Origin of the sequence: Nostoc sp., from assembly GCF_036917975.1 — a bacterium.
In the GTDB taxonomy this organism is placed as follows: domain Bacteria; phylum Cyanobacteriota; class Cyanobacteriia; order Cyanobacteriales; family Nostocaceae; genus Nostoc.
Genome location: NZ_JBALEJ010000047.1, coordinates 132,148 through 150,975, shown reverse-complemented (window position 1 = coordinate 150,975; position 18,828 = coordinate 132,148). Strand labels below are relative to the sequence as shown.

The window sequence follows — 18,828 nt, the reverse complement described above, 5'->3', positions numbered from 1 at the left end:
AAGTACACGTCACGGGGCGGAAAAGAATTTCTTGCCCAGTCCCCAGTCCCCAGTCCCCAGTCCCCAGTCCCCAGTCCCCAGTCCCCAGTCCCCAATCCCCAGTCCCCAATCCCCAATCTCGCTAAAGGGCAAGACTTGTTGAATTTACGACAAAAATATTAATAATCAAATCACCTAGAGTTCAATTAACTTGAAGCCCCAAGGTTTGAGGGCTGCTAGAGCTAGTTCTGGATCTACGCCTTCATAAGCTTCCCATTCCAAAGGATGCTCTTTCGGATGTCCGTCGCCAACATTGCCTGCAACTTTGATTATCGGACAGTTGGCGATGCGATCGCGCTCCAACCCTCTTGGAATTGCTAGTTCGATTTTGTGCCCGATAAACTTCGCTGTACTATCATTAGCTACAGATTCACGGATTAAACAAATATCACCCGCAGTTCCCCAAGTAGTTTGGTAAATGTGAAGAAACGATATATAGGTTGCTGGTTTGATGGATCTTTTGAGAACGTGCATTATCTGTAATCCTTATACTATGAGTCAAAAATCATAAATGATATAAGTATTTTCTATCACGTTCGTAGGGAAGAATGTTCTTAACTTACATTTTGCACCTAGTCCAGGCGATTATAAACCGCCTGGTGGAAGATGTGAAGCTCAAAAGACGATAATTGCCCACATACTAACTCCCAACCCAATGGCTGCTAGGTGTTGCCAAAGGAGCGCTCTTACTGGTTGCTTTGCAATTTTTTGCGTTAATAATATAGTCATTAACACTGAGAAAACTATTGTTGTACCTTGTAAAAAGGCAATTACTGCCGGATGAGCAACCAATATTGGCAGTTGTTCACCACCCATACCAAAGGTAGCAAAGGTAACAGGCAAAATCCGCCCGCCTTCGCCTAAGCCCAAGCGCAGATAGTGAGCCAAGTTTCCCCCCAATACCAATGGTAAGTAGCCATAAGCAAGTTCTACAAATTTTCGAGGCTTACGGTTAAAATTTAACACTTGGAGCAAGCCATAAGCGGCAAAGGTAAAAATCGCTGGGATAATTAACACTAGCAACGATAATCCCAAGTGCTGCCAAAACTGAGTTAAATCCACTTGTAACCCCAACCAAGATAGCAATTCTGGCAAGCGATGCAGATATATCCCACCCAACAGCAAAAATAGTAATGCTACTTCATAGGTGCGGGGTACATGAGTTGTCCACAGTTCAATACCAGGGGGACGCAAGTTAAATTCAACAGAACGGTGGGGACAAGCTTTGAGGCAAGTCATGCACAGTACGCAATCTCGGTTATCTTCTAACTGCGCTGGGTGAGAATATAAGGGACATCCATTTGTTTCCAGCCCTTCGCCCTTTTGCGGGCCACCTTTATAGCACTGATAGGTGGTGCAACTGGCAGAACAAATACCTTGCTGTGCCCGCAGTTCTGTCATGGAAAGTTTGGCAAATAAACCATTCATCCCGCCGATGGGACAGAGATAACGACACCAAAACCGCCGCTCAAAAAGAGCCGAGAAAATCATCGCCCCAGCAGTAATTAACAGCAGCAAACAAGCACTAAGGTAGGCGGTATTTTCTAAATGCCAGAGTTCTTCCCATAAGAAAATTAGAGAGAATAAACCAAACATGAACCATCCGCCCCATTTCTCGGCTTGCTCTCTCGGCCAGCGCTTGAGTTTTCGAGGCCACAACCAGAGGGAGAGCTTTTGGGTAATTTCTCCGTAAATCATGAAAGGACAAACAGAACACCAGACACGACCCAAAAAGGGAAAGAGAAATAAGAAGAAAGGCCACCACCAAGCCCAAAATAGATTTAATACGAAATTGCGATCGCGGGTTTGTGGCCCAATAAATAATACTGCAACAATAATCGCAAAAGCTGTTGCAGTAAAACCATAGTTAATGCGATCGGGCCACCAAGGACTACGTAAAAACCGCCGTAAAGGCGGATAGGCATTTAACAGATTCAATCGAAATCGTTTTTTCTTCGTTTCGGCTGGCCAGAAAATTTCTTCTGTTAATTCATTAGCACCCTCCGCTTGCACGATCGCTCTTTCTACGAGATTTTTTAATTCCTTGAGATTGCCAGGAAAATCATAAGATTGTAGGCGACGCAAGGCTTCGGGGGTAATATGCGGTTTAGAAACGCCTCTAGAACGAGTGTAGAGACTAGTATAATATTCTACCTGTCCCTGAATATCAGCTTTCCGCACCCGTAGCGGTGGGACTTTAATAATGTGACCAACAGAACGTTCAATCGTTGGCTGAGTTTTTTCTGAAACAATCAGAATTCTGGCTTTACTGGGGCGAGGTTGGGCGGCTGGCTCTCCAGAACGACTGGCGGGGGTATATGTCCCAGTTTTGAGCAACTGCGTTACGGGAGCTAATAATTCTTCGGGCAATTCTTGGATGTTGTTGAGAACAAGAGTACCTTCCCCCAACCATTCCAAGAGTCCTGCTTTACCGCCAGCGCGACCGAATAAATCTGCACCGCTAGTTTGAAGAATCCCACAATTGACTTTAATAATTGGTTCTCGCCGTTTTGGCGAACCAAAGTGGATGAGAGCTGCTATATTGTCTTTTTCCAAACCTGGTTCTCCAAAAATATCCACTGATTTGCGGTCAGCAGCCGCTTCGCGAATTTGCTCCCGCAGCCGCATAGCATAACGACTTGTACCGACAATTCCCCGTTGCGCTTTGGTAACTAAATAGGGTCGCAAAGCTACGGAACGTTCTTGCTCATAGCTAAGTGCAGATGTTACTTGAGCTAATTCTTGAACTAATTGGCGGGAAAAAGCCTGAGTAATTTCGGGGTATTGGGTGACTAAAGCACGAAATTTAGCAGCAGGTATAACCCACAAGTGACATTCTGTCACCGTAGTAATTGTGAATGGAGTTAATTCTTCCAGCAGCAATTGTTTGAGTTCAATTACTGAACCGGGGAGGAATCCACAAGCTAAGGCTGGATTAGTGCTATTGCTTTCGAGTTGACCTTCCACGAGAATATAAAGGGCTGCTGGAGGAGTGCCTTCGCTAACTAAGTCAGTCTCGGCACTCACTACTTGTTCTTCAATCACTTGGGCGATCGCATTTAACACTTCAGGTGAGAGAATCCCTAAACTGGTGCGTTCTTGTAGCCATAAGACCGTTTCTGGAGATGTCACGTCGCTTCGCTCCGAATTCAAAATTCAAAATGACGCTCTCTACGAGACGCTGCGCGTAGCTTGCTTCTCTGTAAGAGTACGCAGACTCGCTTGCCGCCAGCGCTAACAAAATTCTTGCATTATTGATCCCCATAAATAAATTTAGTTGCTCTGTAAACGGACTTCGTATTTCTTCTCCCAAGGGGAGACGCGAAACGCGATGCGTTGTGCGTCTCAAAATACATTTTTTTGCTTCTCCATAAATAAATTTAGTTGCTCTGTATCATGAGTCATTTTCGGTCATATTAATTTCTCCGTGTTGGCTGCTGTATAACAAGGATTATCCCTGAGAAGATGTTTTAAAAGTCCCCTTGTCGATATCAAAAGTTGGAGATCCCTCTAAATCCTCCAATAAATTGGAGGACTTCTTTAAGGGACTTCCAAATAAAAAAATACTCAACTACTTCTTGTGGGGTGGGCGACACGATAGCCCTTGTATGTGGGCGCTCATGTTGCCCACCCCACAAGATTGGGTAATTTATTTCTTGGAAGTCCCTAATTTTGAATTTTGAATTTTGAATTGTTAATCCGGTTCCCTACATACTATTCTTGAGTTGGAAGTAGTTTAATATAAAAGTGCGGCAAGAATCTATGCTCTCATAAGTGATGAAGTCAGTTGCAGCGACCCCTTTAGCCGAGTTTCTCTCTCAACCTAACATTGAGGCTTCCCCCGCATGGGAGTTAATTAACGGGCAAGTGCTGGAAAAACCAACACTAACCCTTTTCCACTCGCGGCTACAACGTAATTTAGTAAACTACATAAATAGTCATACCGAGCAGTTTGAAGCTGTGCAAGAACTGCGTTGTATTATCCCTCCCTACTCCCCAGTACCAGATATTTCCGTTATAGCTTGCGATCGCCTTGACGATAAAGATAGCCCTCTAGAGGGAGCGCCTGACTGGTTAATTGAAATTCGCTCTCCTGACCAAAGCACCCTAGACTTGCAAAACAAAATTCTCCACTGTCTCAGCAACGGAACAGAATTAGCTTGGCTAATAGATATAACTCGCCAACAGATTTGGGTATGGCTTGGAGATGATCTACCAGTGGTTCGTTCCGCAGAAGATATTTTACCAACCTTGGGGGATTTACCGGAGCTTACGGTTAACGCGGTGATGGCTATGACTCGCAGGTAAATACAGAGTTATATTAAGAAGTAAAAAGTCAATTATTTTTTTCTTGTAAACTAATTGTGCTTTGAAGCGTCAGGCATAATTGCTTCCTGAAGATTAACGCTGCTGAGGTTAGCTCCCCTAAGGTCGGCTCCTCTGAGGTTAGCTCCTCTAAGATTCGCTCCTGCCAAATTTGCACCTCTGAGGTTAGTCCAACTCAAGTTAGCTTGACTCAAGTCAGCTTCACTGAGGTTAGCCCGCAATAGGTAGGCACCAGTTAGGTGAGCCTTGTTCAAATTAGCTTTGTAAAAGTCAGCTTTGTAAAGATAAGCTCCCAACATTTCCGCTTCGTACAAACTTGCTTCGCTCAGATCAGCATCAATCAAGTTAGCTTCAATGAGGTTAGCGAAAGAGAGGTTAGTCCGCATCAATTTTGCTGCACCTAAATCGGCATCTCTCAAGTTAGCGCCTCTTAAATCAGTGCCAATGAGATTAGCAGATGCGATCGCAGCGCCTCTAAGATCAACCCCACTCAAGTCTGCTCCAATCAGATTAGCATGGCTCAAATCTGCATGTTTGAGTATAGCACCACTCAAATTAGCAACACTGAAGTTAGCCGCACTGAGGTTCGCTTCATTCAGAAAGGCTTTGTAGAGATTGGCACTACTGAGGTCAGCACCACTGAGGTTTGCTCGTACGAGTAAAGCATTACCCAAATCTACCCTCCTCAAGTTTACTCCCTGGAGGTTTGCGCCTCTGAGGTTATCGCCTTGCAGATTTGCGGCGCTGAGGTCTGGTTCAATTTGGGGATTTTTCTTTCTCCACTCAATCCATATCACTGCACCTGCTTTGAGTAAAGTTAGATGCTCTCGATTTGCCATTTTCTCTCTTTTACTCCTGACGCCCACCCAAAGAATTTACCCGACCAGCGACACTTTCAATGGCTGTTAACGCTCCTGCCGCACCTGCTAGAATATCCTGTTCTTGTCCACCTAAGTAAAGCCGTCCAAAACTACCTACAGCTTGAACTTCAAGAATGTTAATCCTCGCTGCTTTCTCCGCTTCATTGGCAGCCAGTGCGGCATAAGCAGCAGGTTCCACTTCTAATACATATAGTGTTTGTCCTGCTAGTAGTAGCTGTCCCCGGCGCGTGCGATTAATCAGTTGTGTTTGATAAGCATCGATGTTGCGGATAATCTGACTAGAAATAACACGCGGTTTAAGACATTCCTCTTTTTTGACTCCCAGGAACGCCAAAATTGCTTGACCAGCAGCTCGCGTTTCCCCTTGGGAGCTAGAATGAACTTCCAATAGTCCGTATAGTCGTTCAACTACCAGTACTCCTGGACGGACAGAGGCAGATTTCAGGGCTATATCCGTAATTTTATTAATTTCAATACCAGGAGAGATTTCAATCCACAGTGATGTATCTCCTGGTAATGGTAAGAAGCCTTGGGCTACTGTTCCCATATATGCTGCATGTTGAGGTTGCAGGTTGTCGAGAAATACGAAACTGCGTAATTCTATGCCCAAGATTTTGCTCTCCAGTGGTGAGGGTAAAAGTTATCTATATGTAGGATATAAGCGCCTAACTTGACAAGATAGGGTATAAAAGAGCGCAAAATCCGTTTAACGGATCTACACCCGTGTGTCAAATTGCAATTATAGAAGCCAATGCTTGTTTAGAAGACCATCGTCGTCGTGGGATAAAATCTACTTTGATCGGACGACATAATTTTTGTTTAACACAGCTGCTTTGTAAACACCTTGACCCTTTTAGATTACCCCAGTTTTACCCCAAATATTTCTGCAACATCTCTCAACCGAGGATCTAAAACGTTTTGCTACCACCGAGAGGACTTTTCAAACATCCTCTTACAAGAAAGGCAGAGGGCAGAAGGCAGAAGGCTTTTATGAAAGAAGTATTAATAAAAACTTTAGTTCTGGGTTATTGCCCAGTTAAAAAAAAGAATTGTATCGATAGCGCAGCGTTAGCGAGTCTACGAGCGTCGCGGAAAGTGCCACGAGATACAAAGCGTCCAAGATCAATCCCACGTTTTTAAACGTGGGTTCCAACTGAGCCTCCTGCCTTCGTACTTCTGCCCTCTTACTTCAATCCCCTAGATTTATCGTAAATTAAAGAGTTTAAATCCCCGTCTGAAATTTATTTAATTTTGAATTTTGCTAGCGCAGCGTAAAGCCTTCTCTACGAGAGGCTTGTCTGGCTTCTCTACGAGACGCTACCGCGTAGCAAGATCCCCGTAGCGGTACGTCCCGCTACGCGCTTTCGCCCGAAGTTAAGCGAAAAAATTAAAATATTCTCGCCTTAAAACCAGAGCATCCCAATTTTGCTTAAATCTTTTCCCTCACCCCCAGCCCCTCTCCCAAACATGGGAGAGGGGAGACATAACTCTAGTTCCCCTTCTCTCATATTTGGGAGAAGGGGTTAGGGGATGAGGGCTATCAAGGTTTTTGCACATTTGGGATGCTCCCCTTAAAACTCTATCCCCAGTCCCCAGTTCCTAATCCCCAATCCCCAATCCCCTAACATTTGTTAACCAAGAGATTGTCATGGGAATTATAACGCTATGTATACAGAAATTTTCGTAAAAGTTTATGAGCGCAAAAGTTGATGGAACTTTTAAGATTGCTGGGTATGAAGTTATAGAGCAACTTTATTCAGGTTCTCGTACCCAAGTGTATCGGGCAATTCGGGAATGTGATACCTTCGGTGGGCTTCGCCAACGCCTACCAGTTGTCATCAAGCTCTTAAAACGAGAATACCCAACTTTTAGCGAATTAGTACAGTTTCGCAACCAATATGCGATCGCTAAAAATCTAGATATTGCCAACATTATCAAACCCTACAGCCTGGAAGCCTATCACAATGGCTATGCCCTAGTGATGGAGGACTTTGGTGGCGTTTCCTTGCGGCAATTTACTCAAGGAAAAACACTGACATTAGAGCAATTTTTACCCATTGCTCTGCAACTGCTAGACACCTTACACCAGTTACATCAACAGCGCGTCATTCACAAAGATATTAAACCAGCCAACATCTTAATTCACCCTGACACGAAAGAAATCAAGCTGATTGATTTCAGTATTGCCTCACTCTTACCACGAGAAACCCAAGAAATCCAAAGTCCCAACGGGTTGGAGGGAACGCTAGCCTATCTGTCGCCAGAACAAACTGGACGGATGAACAGGGGTATTGACTACCGCAGTGACTTTTATTCATTAGGCGTGACTTTCTTTGAACTACTGAGCGGAAAATTGCCCTTTGAATCCCATGAACCGATGGAGTTGGTGCATTGCCACATTGCAAAACTTCCACCCATTGTCTGCGATTTCAACCCCGATTTGCCCTTGATGCTGGGCGAGATTATCCGCAAACTGATGGCGAAGAATGCCGAAGACCGCTATCAGAGTACTATGGGACTGAAACATGACTTTGTTACCTGCTTAGAACAGTGGCAAGAAACAGGTAAGCACACTTGGTTTGAGTTGGGACAGCGAGATATTAGCGATCGCTTTCTCATTCCCGAAAAACTTTACGGACGGGAATCGGAAGTACAGACGTTACTGGAAGCATTTGGCCATGTTGCCAATGGTGGCTCCCAACTGATGTTAGTGGCAGGTTTCTCTGGCATTGGCAAAACCGCAGTTGTCAATGAAGTGCATAAGCCGATTGTGCGGTGGAACGGCTACTTCATCAAGGGCAAATACGACCAATTCAACCGCAACATTCCTCTGTCTGCTTTTGTCCAAGCCTTTCGTGATTTGATGGGACAGTTGCTTAGTGAAAGCGATCGCCAACTAGAGCAATGGCAGAGTAAGATTTTAGCAGCAGTTGGAGATAATGGGCAACTCCTGATCGAGGTGATTCCAGAACTGGAGCAGATTATAGGTAAACAGCCTGCGATCGCAGAATTATCGGGTAGTGCGGCACAGAACCGTTTCAATCTGCTGTTTCAAAAGTTTATTCAAGTTTTTACCACACCAGAGCATCCGTTGGTGATGTTTCTCGATGATTTACAGTGGGCAGATTTGGCATCACTCAATTTGCTGAAGCTGTTGATGTCCCAGAGGGATTGCGGCTATCTATTGATTATTGGTGCGTACCGCGATAACGAAGTATTTGCAGCTCATCCACTCATATTGACCCTAGATGAAATCAAACTAGGGACTGGGGATTGCCAAGATAAGTATGTAGATTCAGACCCCAAGCAAATCTTAAAAGAATTGCTTCCCCAATCCCCAATCCCCAGTCCCCAGTCCTCTCACATCAATACTCTGACTCTATTTCCCTTGAGTCAAGCAGATGTGAACCACTTAATCGCCGATTCCCTCAGTTGTGCAACAGAACAAGCATTGCCGTTAACGGAGTTGGTTTATCAAAAAGCTAAAGGTAATCCCTTTTTCACGACTCAGTTTTTGAAAGCGCTACATGAGGATGGGCTGATTACCTTTGACCCTCCTCAGTCCCCCCTTAGCAAGGGGGGAAATCAAGGGGGGTGGCAATGTGATGTGACGCAAGTACGAGCGATCGCTATCACCGATGATGTGGTGGAATTTATGGCCCAACAGCTTCAGAAATTGCCCGATATCACTCAAGATGTTTTGAAACTGGCAGCTTGTATCGGTAATCAGTTTGATTTGGCGACGTTAGCGATCGTTTCTGAAAAGTCAGAGACGGAAACCGCTTCGGACTTGTGGAAAGCATTGCAAGAAGGATTTATCATTCCCATCAATGAAATTTACAAGTTTTATCAGGATTCCTCATTAGTGACTAGTCATTTACAAATGACAAATGACCAAGGACAAATGACAGGTTACAAATTCTTGCACGATCGCGTCCAACAAGCCGCTTATTCCCTCATCCCAGAGGAGCAAAAACAGGCAACTCATCTCAAAATTGGGCAACTGTTGTTGCAGAAGACTTCGCTCAACGATCGGGGCGAAAAATTGTTTGATATCGTCAATCATCTCAATGTCGGGCAATCTCTGATTACTCAACCATCTCAACGCCATGAACTCACCGAGTTAAATCTTGCTGCCGGACGCAAAGCCAGAGCAGCAACGGCTTACAGTGCTGCTCTCGCCTATTTTATCGCGGGCATTGACCTGCTTCTGGGCGATCGCTGGCAACATCAATATCAGCTGTGTCTCGCCCTTTATGAAGGTGCAACAGAGGCAGCTTACCTCAACACCGATTTTGCCCAGATGGAACAGTTAGCAGAAATTGTCCTGACTCATGCCCATTCCTGGCTCGATCGCGTCACTACCTATCAAGCGAAAATCCAAGCTTGCATCGCCCAAAATCAACATCTAGAAGCATTGCGGCTGGCGCAAGAAGTGCTAAATCAACTGGGGGTATATTTGCCAGAGCAACCTACCCAGGTAGAAATCAAGCAGGGGCTTGAACACACCCAAACACTTCTGGGACAGCGATCGATTGAATCATTGCTGGAGTTACCCGAAATGACTGCACCGGAGCAAAAAGCAGCAATGATTATTATATCCAACATCATGTCTGTTGCTTATCAAGTTGCTCCAAACCTGTTGCCCTTGCTCATCTTTGTTCAAGTCGATTTATCCGTGCAATACGGAAATACAACGGAGTCAACCTATGGTTATGTCCAGTATGGGTTGATGTTGGTTGCTATTTTGAAAGATATTGATGCAGGCTATCGCTTTGGGCAATTAGGAATGAACCTGTTGCAGCGCATTGATGCTCCCAAGCTCGCAGCTAAAACCATTTTTGGATTCAACACCTCCCTCGCACATTGGCGAGAACCCGCGAAAGACACGCTAACCGGGTATCTACAAGCTTACGCCAGTGGACTAGAAACGGGCGATCTTGAGTATGTTGCCCTCAGCCTCTTAGGCTACGGCTACACCGCTTATTTCTGCGGGCAGGAACTTTCTGCTCTCAAACAGACGATGGATGAACACCGCAAAGTCATCCAGCAATTCCGTCAGCATGGCTATTTTCGCATTCAAAGTATTTACTATCAAGCGGTACTCAATTTGCTGCAACCTACGGATGAACCAGATCGATTGTGTAGCAAAGACTATGATGAAGATGAGATGATTCAGCTTCATCTCCAAGGTAATCAACTGCTGGCGCTCTATCAACTTTATTTCAATAAACTGCTCCTTTCCTATCTGTTCCATCGCTATGAACAAGCGCTCTTAAATGCCCGTTTGACAGAACAATATTTGGGCATAGCAGGAGGACTGATGCATATTCCACTCTTCTCCTTCTATGATGCGCTGGTGCAATTAGCGATTTATCCAACTGTCAGTCACACAGAGCAAGCAGCTATTCTAGATAAGGTTTCTGCCCATCAGGAGAAACTTCAGGAGTGGGCATTTCATGCACCCAGCAATCAGGCTCACCGTTGGGCGCTAGTTGCCGCAGAACGGTGTCGAGTTCTAGGTGAAAAAGCTAACGCCACAGATTTGTACGATCGCGCCATCACCGAAGCCAAAGAAAACGGTTACATCCAAGAAGCATCTCTGGCCAATGAACTAGCCGCCAAATTTTACCTCGATTGGGGCAAACAGCGCATTGCCCAGGAATACATCACCCAAGCCTACTACGGCTATGCGCGTTGGGGCGCTAAAGCCAAAGTTGCCGACTTGGAAGGACGCTATCCCCAACTTCTTGCCCCCATCCTTGAACAAACTCCTTCTCCTCTTTCAACTAACGAAACTATCTTTACATTGGGGAGTGTCACCTCCACTTGTTCCGCCAGCTCCAGCAGTAGCACCGTCTCTGTTGCTTTAGATTTAGCCGCCATTCTCAAAGCTTACCAAACCCTTTCTGGGGAAATCGAACTCGAAAAATTGCTAAAAGCATTACTGCATATCGTCATTGAAAATGCCGGAGCCGATAAGTGTGTGTTCATGCTTTTGGAGTCAGATCGTTTGCTAATTCAGGCGTTAGCACAGCTTTCTTTGAGCGGTGTAGCGAACCAGGCTGCTAAAGTCGATTTTTATCCAATGTTGCTCAACCCACAGTCTGTTGAAGACTCACCTGATGTGCCAGTTGGCTTAATTAATACCGTCAAACGCAGCCTACAACCTGCGGTAATTGTTGATGCTACGGTGTATCCACAATTAATCAATGACTCGTATATTCAACGACAACAGCCCAAAAGTATCTTGTGCAGCCCAATTTTGCATCAGGGTAAGTTGCTGGGCATATTGTATTTAGAAAACAATTTAGCAACCGGAGTCTTTACCAGCGATCGCGTCCAACTGCTCAACTTACTTTGCGCTCAAGCGGCGATTTCTCTGGAAAATGCCCGACTTTATCGAAATTCCCAAAACTATGCTCAACAGTTAGAACAATCTCTAGCGAAATTGCAAGCTACTGAAATCCGCTTCCAAAATTTGGCGAATAATATTCCTGGGATGGTGTACCAATTTCGTCTAGCGGCTGACGGTTCAACTTCAACACCATACGCTAGCTCTGGCTGTCTCGATTTGTATGGATTAGAGCCAGAATCAGTAATGGCGGGGACGCATAGCCTTTACGCCATGCATCATCCTGATGATCAACCAAGGATTGCTCAAGCGATCGCCGAATCTGCCCAAAATCTCACACCATTTGAACAAGAATGGCGGATTATCCTACCTTCAGGAACCGTAAAATGGATTCAATCTGCGGCTCGGCCAGAGCGACAAGCCGATGGCTCAATCATCTGGGATGGGGTAGTAATTGATATTAGCAATGTCTACGAGGAACTTCACTTACGCAAACAAGCCGAAACATCTCTAGCCAAAGAACGAGAGTTTTTAAATGCCATCATTCACAATATTACCGATGGGATTGTTGTTTGTGATGCTAGTGGCGAATTGACTCTATTTAACAAAGCAACTCGTGAATTTCATGGCTTACCAATAGAATCATTACCACCAGAACAATGGGGAGAACACTTCAATCTCTATCAACCTGATGGGCAAACACCCTTATCAACCAAGGAAATTCCACTGTTTCGCGCCTTGCAAGGAGAAATCGTCGAAAATGCCGAAATGGTAATTGCACCAAATCATGGTTCTAAAAGAATCTTGTTAGCCAGTGGACAAGCGATCATCGATTCTTCGGGTAACAAACTCGGTGCAGTAGTTGTGATGCGAGATATTAGCGATCGCAAACAAGCTGAATTTGCCTTACAGCAAAAATCACAAGATTTACAACAAGCATTGAATGATTTGCAAAACGCCCAATTACAAATGGTGCAGAGTGAAAAAATGTCTGCACTGGGCAATTTAGTTGCAGGTGTGGCTCATGAAATGAATAATCCTCTTGGTTTTATTGCTGCTAGTCTCAAACAAGTTAAACCTAGCATCGCTGATATTGTTGAACATCTGGCACTATATCAAGAAAGTTTACCTCACAAAAATGACAAAATTCTTAACCACGCCGAAGAAATCGACTTGGATTATAGTTTAGAAGACTTGCCCAAGATAATTGATTCCATGACTATAGCGTGCGATCGCCTGAAAAATATTAGCACCAGTTTGCGAACTTTTTCCCGTGCTGACAGAGATTATAAAGTGCCATTTAATATCCACCAAGGCATCGACAGCACGATTTTAATTTTGAAACATCGTCTCAAAGCTAATGAACAACGTCCAGCAATTGAAGTAATCACTGATTATGGCAACTTACCTCAAGTTGAGTGTTTCCCTGGACAATTGAATCAGGTATTTATGAATATTATTGCCAATGCAATTGATGCTTTAGATGAGTCAAATCTTGGGCGGAGTTTGGCAGAAATTCAAGCAAAACACAATCGAATTAAAATTACTACTTCAGTATTAAAAAATCTCGTTAGAGTTGCAATTATTGATAATGGTAATGGGATGAGTGAACAAACAAAATCAAAAATATTTGGACATTTATTTACTACAAAAGCTGTTGGTAAAGGTACAGGATTAGGATTAGCGATCGCTCGTAAAATCGTTGAAGAAACCCACGGCGGAAAATTGAGTTTTAACTCTGTTCTGGGTCTAGGTACTGAATTTATCATTGAAATTCCGTTATAGTACCCGAATTTCTCACTCATAGGGTGGGGGGTGTGGGGAGTGTGGGAGGTGTGGGAGGTGTGGGAATTTAGTCAAGTAACCAATCATCTGGATGGGTAATCATCTTGACTAACCCACTAAGGACTTGATTGTAAGGAGCGTAGAGTTCTCTTCCTTGTTCAACTGTGAGGTACTGACATTTCACGGCAAACTTTAACCAAACTTGAGTTTCTGCCGCTTCCGATTCACAATCATTCAGTTTAGCGACAAAAGCAGCTCTATATCTTCGTTTTCTCCAAGCCTCTGCCAAATTAGCACAGACTGAACGAGACGAGCGACGAATTTGAAAGGTTTTTGAATATTTCTCTTCAACTGGAAACTTTTTAGAATGTTCAAAAATTTGCATCGCTGTTTCAAATGCCAATTGATAAATGGCTAAATCCTCATGAGTTCTAAAATATTTTTTCCCTTTTTCTTCCATCATCTTAAATTGCGACCGCTCTCCTCTTTATCTTCCCACACCCCCCACACCCCCCACACCCCCACACCCCCCACACCTCCCACACCTCCCACACCCCCACACCCCCCACACTCCCTGAATTTATCACTTGTGAGAAATGCAGGTTTAGGGTTCAGAACCCCGACTTCACGCAAGTTGTCGGGGATCTTTTTTGGGAATACTAAATCTGGAAATATTCAGGATTTAGCAGTATGGTTAGCACTTTAGTCAGTATTCCGGGATATCGCATCTATGATTTACTCTACTCTGGTTCCAGAACCCTAGTTTATCGAGGGTATCGAGAGACTGACTCGTTACCTGTAGTGATTAAACTGCTGAAAAACCCTTATCCCAGCTTCAATGAACTCTTGTCGTTTCGCAATCAGTACACCATAGCTAAAAATCTTAACTCACCACTTATCATCCAAACTTATAGCCTGGAACCATACCAAAATGGTTATGCGTTGGTGATGGAAGACTTTGGGGGGATTTCTCTCAAAGATTGGAGAGTAGGGGGAAGCATAGAATCTCTGATGGAGTTTTTAGAAATAGCGATCGCACTGTGCAATACCTTAGATATACTCTACCAGGAGCGGATTATTCACAAAGATATCAAACCCGCCAATATTTTAATTAATCCCGAAACTAAACAAGTTAAATTAATCGATTTTAGTATTGCATCTTTACTACCACGGGAAACACAGACACTAATTAATCCCAATATATTAGAAGGTACACTCGCTTACATTTCTCCAGAACAAACAGGCAGAATGAATCGGGGGATTGACTACCGAACTGATTTTTATTCTTTAGGTATAACATTTTACGAGTTACTTGCAGACAAGTTACCTTTTGCGTCAAACGATCCGATGGAGTTGGTACATTCTCATATTGCTAAAATGCCTATGGCATTAGTAGGGAACAGGGAAGAGATTCCCCAAGTACTCTGTGATATTGTCATGAAATTGATGGCAAAAAATGCTGAAGACAGATATCAAAGTGCATTGGGATTGAAGTTTGATTTAGAAAATTGTTTACATCAGCTACAAGTTGATGGTATAATAAAGGATTTTGAGATTGCACAGAGGGATGTGTGCGATCGCTTCATCATCCCTGATAAACTCTATGGACGAGAAACCGAAGTATCAACCCTAATCCAAGCATTTGATAGAGTTGCTAACCCCCCTCAATCCCCCCTTAGTAAGGGGGGACATAGGGGGGTAGAAATGATGCTGGTAACTGGATTTTCAGGGATTGGAAAAACTGCGGTTGTCAACGAAGTTCATAAACCGATTGTGCGCCAACGCGGTTATTTTATCAAAGGTAAATATGACCAATTTCAACGAAATATTCCCTTCAGCGCCTTTGTACAAGCATTCCGGGATTTAATTGGACAATTGTTAACTGAAAGTGATATCCAAATCCAGCAATGGAGAAACCAAATATTAGAGGCAGTTGGAGAAAATGGACAAGTAATTATTGAAGTTATCCCCGAATTATCAAGAATTATTGGTGAACAACCAGCCGCCATAGAATTATCAGGAACGGCGGCGGAAAATAGATTTAATTTATTGTTTCAAAAATTTATCCAAGTTTTTACCAGTACTGAACATCCCTTAGTGATGTTTTTAGATGATTTGCAATGGGCAGATTCAGCATCGCTGAAGTTAATACAGCTATTGATGGCTGATACAAAGCATATGCTGTTAATTGGTGCGTACCGTGATAACGAAGTCAACCCAGCACATCCATTGATGTTGACTTTGAGTGAGATTCGAAAAAACCAAGCAACGATTAATACGATTACTTTAGCACCACTAAACCAAGTCATAGTGAATCAATTAGTTGCTGATACACTTAAATGTAACGAAAGTTTGGCATGGAATCTTTCTCAATTAGTCTATCAAAAAACTCAAGGTAATCCGTTTTTTGCAACCCAGTTTCTCAAAGCATTGCATCAGGATAGGCTAATTGAATTTAATTTTGAGTCAGGTTTTTGGCAATGTGACATTGTACAAGTAAATCAGGAAGCCGTTACAGATGATGTTGTGATTTTTATGAGTTTTCAATTGCGAAAACTACCACAATCAACTCAACAGGTATTACAATTAGCTGCTTGTATTGGCAACCAGTTTGATTTAGAAACTTTGGCAATTGCTTCTGAACAATCCCAAATCGAAACGGCTTCAGATTTGTGGAAAGCGTTGCAAGAAGGGTTGATTTTACCGATTAGTGATGTTTATAAGTTTTATCAAGGAGAAGAACACGAGCAATTAGCGCTGTCAGATCAGAATACCAGTAAACAAATAGCCAAATATAGATTCTTACATGACCGAGTACAGCAAGCTGCCTATTCCCTGATTCCCGATGAGCAAAAACAAGCAACTCACCTGAAAATTGGACAATTACTACTGCACAGTTCCTCGGAAGTAGAACTGGAAGAAAAACTATTTGATATTGCCCTGCATTTAAACCAAGGAATTGAGCTAATCACCCAACCGCAAGAACGGGAAGATTTAGCCCAACTTAACTTCAAAGCTGGAGTGAAAGCGAGAAATTCTACAGCTTATACTGCGGCAAGAGTTTATTTGCAAACAGGGATTGACATATTGACAGCCAACTGCTGGCAAGATCAATATGAATTGACTCTGAATCTCCATGTTGCTGCTACCGAAGCCGCTTATTTGAATGCTGATTTTGATGGCATGGAAAAAATAGCAGCAGTGGTGTTACAAAAAGCTGAAACGATTTTAGACAAAATCAAAATTTACCAAATTCAAATCGTCGCCCAGACAGCCAAGAGCCAGATGGCAGAAGCCATTACAGTGGCAAGAGATGCACTAGGGCAACTGGGGGTTGAACTCCCCACTGCACCTGACGAAGCCAAAATTAGCAAAGCACTACAGAACGTAGCCAGCTTTCAAAGTGATAGAAGGATTGAGGAAATAGTCGATCTACCTGTAATGAGCGATCCTCAGACTCAGGTAGCTATGCAACTGTTAGGAACATTATATGTAACTATTTTCCAGGGAATGCCGGGATTACTGCCCATACTGAGTGCGACGATGGTGAGTTTATCCCTCGATTTTGGGAATGCACCCGCATCAACGGTGGGGTATGTGGTTCATGGTATAGTGCTTTGTAACTTTTTGGGAGATGTGGAAACAGGCTATAGTTTTGGGCGATTAGCACTAAATTTGCTTGACCGATTTCCTGTCCGAGAATTCAAATGCACAGTTCTATTTCTGTTTGGCTGCTTTATTCAACATCGTCAGGAATCTCTGAGAGCAACAATACCAACGCTGAAAGATGGCTATGGGATTGGTATGGAAGCTGGTGATTTTTTAAACGCTGGCTACAGCATTTGTTCTTACTTCGATGCTAACTTTTTTGCTGGGGTAGAACTGGCTACTTGGGAAGCCGAAATCACAGCTTACAGGGACGTTATGGCAGAGGTAAAGCAATATTCTGCCCAGAGTCATTTAGATATGAAGCAGCAGGTAGTGGAGAACTTGAGGGAAGTCGGTTTTCTTTCGGATTGCTTAATTGGTAGTGCCTACGATGAAACGATGATGATTCCTAAGCATCATCAGGATAATGACCTGACTCCCATCGCTTTTGCTTACATCTACAAACTTTTCCTGGCCTACTTTTTTGGCAATTACACGGCTGCTATAGACCATAGTAGCCAAGCCAAACAGTATTTAATGGCAGTATCAGGCTTGATTGTTACTCCCATTTTTCATTTCTATGCAGCCCTAACACACTTAGCACTTTTCCCCACACAGCCAGAGCCTGAGCAAGCCGAAATTCTCGCCTTCGTGTCAACTCATCAAACCACTTTGCAACAGTGGGCGCAAAATGCTCCGATGAATCATCTCCATAAATGGTATTTAGTTGAGGCAGAATGGCAACGGGTTTTAGGCAAAAAAGCCGAAGCCGCCATTATCCAGAAGTCTCAACAGTTAGAACAAGCCCTAGTAGACTTGCAGCAAACCCAACTACAAATGATTCAAAGTGAAAAAATGTCAGCATTGGGTAATTTAGTTGCTGGTGTAGCTCATGAAATGAATAATCCCCTTGGTTTTATTGCTGCCAGTCTAAAACTTGCTAAACCTACGTTTACTAATATTGTTGAACATCTCGGACTATATCAAGAAAGTTTACCCAACAAAAGTGAAGAAATCCTTGACCACGCCGAAGAAATCGACTTGGATTATAGCTTAGAAGACTTGCCCAAGATGCTTGATTCTATGTCTATGGCGTGTGATAGGCTGAAAAACATCAGCACCAGTTTAAGAACTTTCTCTCGTGCTGATCAAGACTATAAAGTGCCTTTCAATATCCACCAAGGCATTGATAGTACAATTTTAATTCTCAAACATCGTCTCAAGGCCAATGAACAACGTCCATTAATTGAAGTTGTCACAAATTATAGTAATTTACCTCAAATTGAATGTTTCCCTGGTCAATTAAATCAGGTATTTATGAATATTTTAGCAAACGCTATTGATGCGTTAGAAGAATCTAATCATGGACGCAGTTTTGAGCAAATTAAAGTCAATCCTAACTGCATTACAATTACAACCTCAGTAGCTAATGATCTACTTAAAATTTCAATTACTGATAATGGAAAGGGGATGAGTGAATCAGTAAAATCAAAAATATTTGACCATTTATTTACTACAAAAGCGGTTGGTAAAGGTACGGGGTTGGGGTTGGCGATCGCTCGGCAAATTGTGGAAGAAACCCACGGCGGAAAATTGAGTTTTAACTCTGTTCTGGGTCTAGGTACTGAATTTATCATTGAAATCCCTATTAGAATTTCAGGTACGTTCTAGTCTTAAATCAAATAAAGAAAAAACAAACCTAATTTTTACATCTAAAGTTTGTACACAGGCGCCTACCCAGCTAGATGTCCGTATTCGCACGTTTTTCAGTGTATGTAAAGTGTTTTGTCGCAC

8 protein-coding genes are annotated in these 18,828 nt (G+C 43.2%); 3 read left to right on the top strand and 5 right to left on the bottom strand.

All coding sequences use genetic code 11. The features are described 5' to 3' along the window. Nucleotides 1–174 precede the first annotated feature (174 nt). Together V7K76_RS20280 and V7K76_RS20275 are read right to left on the bottom strand one after the other, a co-directional pair. Nucleotides 175–513 carry a hypothetical protein gene (locus V7K76_RS20280; protein WP_179066344.1) on the bottom strand — a complete coding sequence of 113 codons (339 nt, stop codon included), beginning with the start codon at nt 511–513 and terminating at the stop codon, nt 175–177. Between the two features lie 141 nt (nt 514–654). Next, nucleotides 655–3,171 carry a sigma 54-interacting transcriptional regulator gene (locus V7K76_RS20275; RefSeq protein WP_334775304.1) on the bottom strand — a complete coding sequence of 839 codons (2,517 nt, stop codon included), beginning with the start codon at nt 3,169–3,171 and terminating at the stop codon, nt 655–657. A gap of 645 nt (nt 3,172–3,816) precedes the next feature. Between V7K76_RS20275 and V7K76_RS20270 the strand changes: the two genes are divergently transcribed. Then, nucleotides 3,817–4,347 (top strand): Uma2 family endonuclease, encoded by a 531-nt coding sequence (locus V7K76_RS20270; protein ID WP_335029973.1) that lies wholly within the window; start codon nt 3,817–3,819, stop codon nt 4,345–4,347. 50 nt (nt 4,348–4,397) lie between these two features. On the opposite strand, the gene V7K76_RS20265 is transcribed toward V7K76_RS20270, so the two are convergent. Beyond that, a complete protein-coding gene (locus V7K76_RS20265) occupies nt 4,398–5,204 on the bottom strand; it encodes a pentapeptide repeat-containing protein (RefSeq protein WP_334775306.1) in 807 nt (268 codons plus the stop codon). Between the two features lie 10 nt (nt 5,205–5,214). Next, a complete protein-coding gene (locus V7K76_RS20260) occupies nt 5,215–5,856 on the bottom strand; it encodes a hypothetical protein (RefSeq protein WP_334775307.1) in 642 nt (213 codons plus the stop codon). Between the two features lie 1,083 nt (nt 5,857–6,939). On the opposite strand from V7K76_RS20260, the gene V7K76_RS20255 reads away from it, so the two are divergent. Beyond that, on the top strand, nt 6,940–13,386 hold the full coding sequence (locus V7K76_RS20255; RefSeq protein WP_335029972.1) for an ATP-binding sensor histidine kinase: 6,447 nt from the start codon (nt 6,940–6,942) through the stop codon (nt 13,384–13,386). A 67-nt stretch (nt 13,387–13,453) separates the two neighbouring features. Here V7K76_RS20255 and V7K76_RS20250 read toward each other — a convergent pair whose 3' ends face one another. Beyond that, the gene (locus V7K76_RS20250; protein WP_334775313.1) at nt 13,454–13,846 is read right to left on the bottom strand and encodes a four helix bundle protein; all 393 of its coding nucleotides are present in this window, start codon (nt 13,844–13,846) and stop codon (nt 13,454–13,456) included. Between the two features lie 230 nt (nt 13,847–14,076). Between V7K76_RS20250 and V7K76_RS20245 the strand changes: the two genes are divergently transcribed. After that, nucleotides 14,077–18,705 (top strand): trifunctional serine/threonine-protein kinase/ATP-binding protein/sensor histidine kinase, encoded by a 4,629-nt coding sequence (locus V7K76_RS20245; RefSeq protein ID WP_334950852.1) that lies wholly within the window; start codon nt 14,077–14,079, stop codon nt 18,703–18,705. Nucleotides 18,706–18,828: the final 123 nt, after the last annotated feature.

Excerpts from the sequence above, each read along its gene's own strand:
- V7K76_RS20280 (WP_179066344.1), bottom strand. The coding sequence starts at position 513 with ATGCACGTTCTCAAAAGATCCATCAAACCAGCAACCTATATATCGTTT.
- V7K76_RS20250 (WP_334775313.1), bottom strand. The coding sequence starts at position 13,846 with ATGGAAGAAAAAGGGAAAAAATATTTTAGAACTCATGAGGATTTAGCC.
- V7K76_RS20245 (WP_334950852.1), top strand. The coding sequence starts at position 14,077 with ATGGTTAGCACTTTAGTCAGTATTCCGGGATATCGCATCTATGATTTA.
- V7K76_RS20270 (WP_335029973.1), top strand. The coding sequence starts at position 3,817 with ATGAAGTCAGTTGCAGCGACCCCTTTAGCCGAGTTTCTCTCTCAACCT.
- V7K76_RS20265 (WP_334775306.1), bottom strand. The coding sequence starts at position 5,204 with ATGGCAAATCGAGAGCATCTAACTTTACTCAAAGCAGGTGCAGTGATA.
- V7K76_RS20255 (WP_335029972.1), top strand. The coding sequence starts at position 6,940 with ATGAGCGCAAAAGTTGATGGAACTTTTAAGATTGCTGGGTATGAAGTT.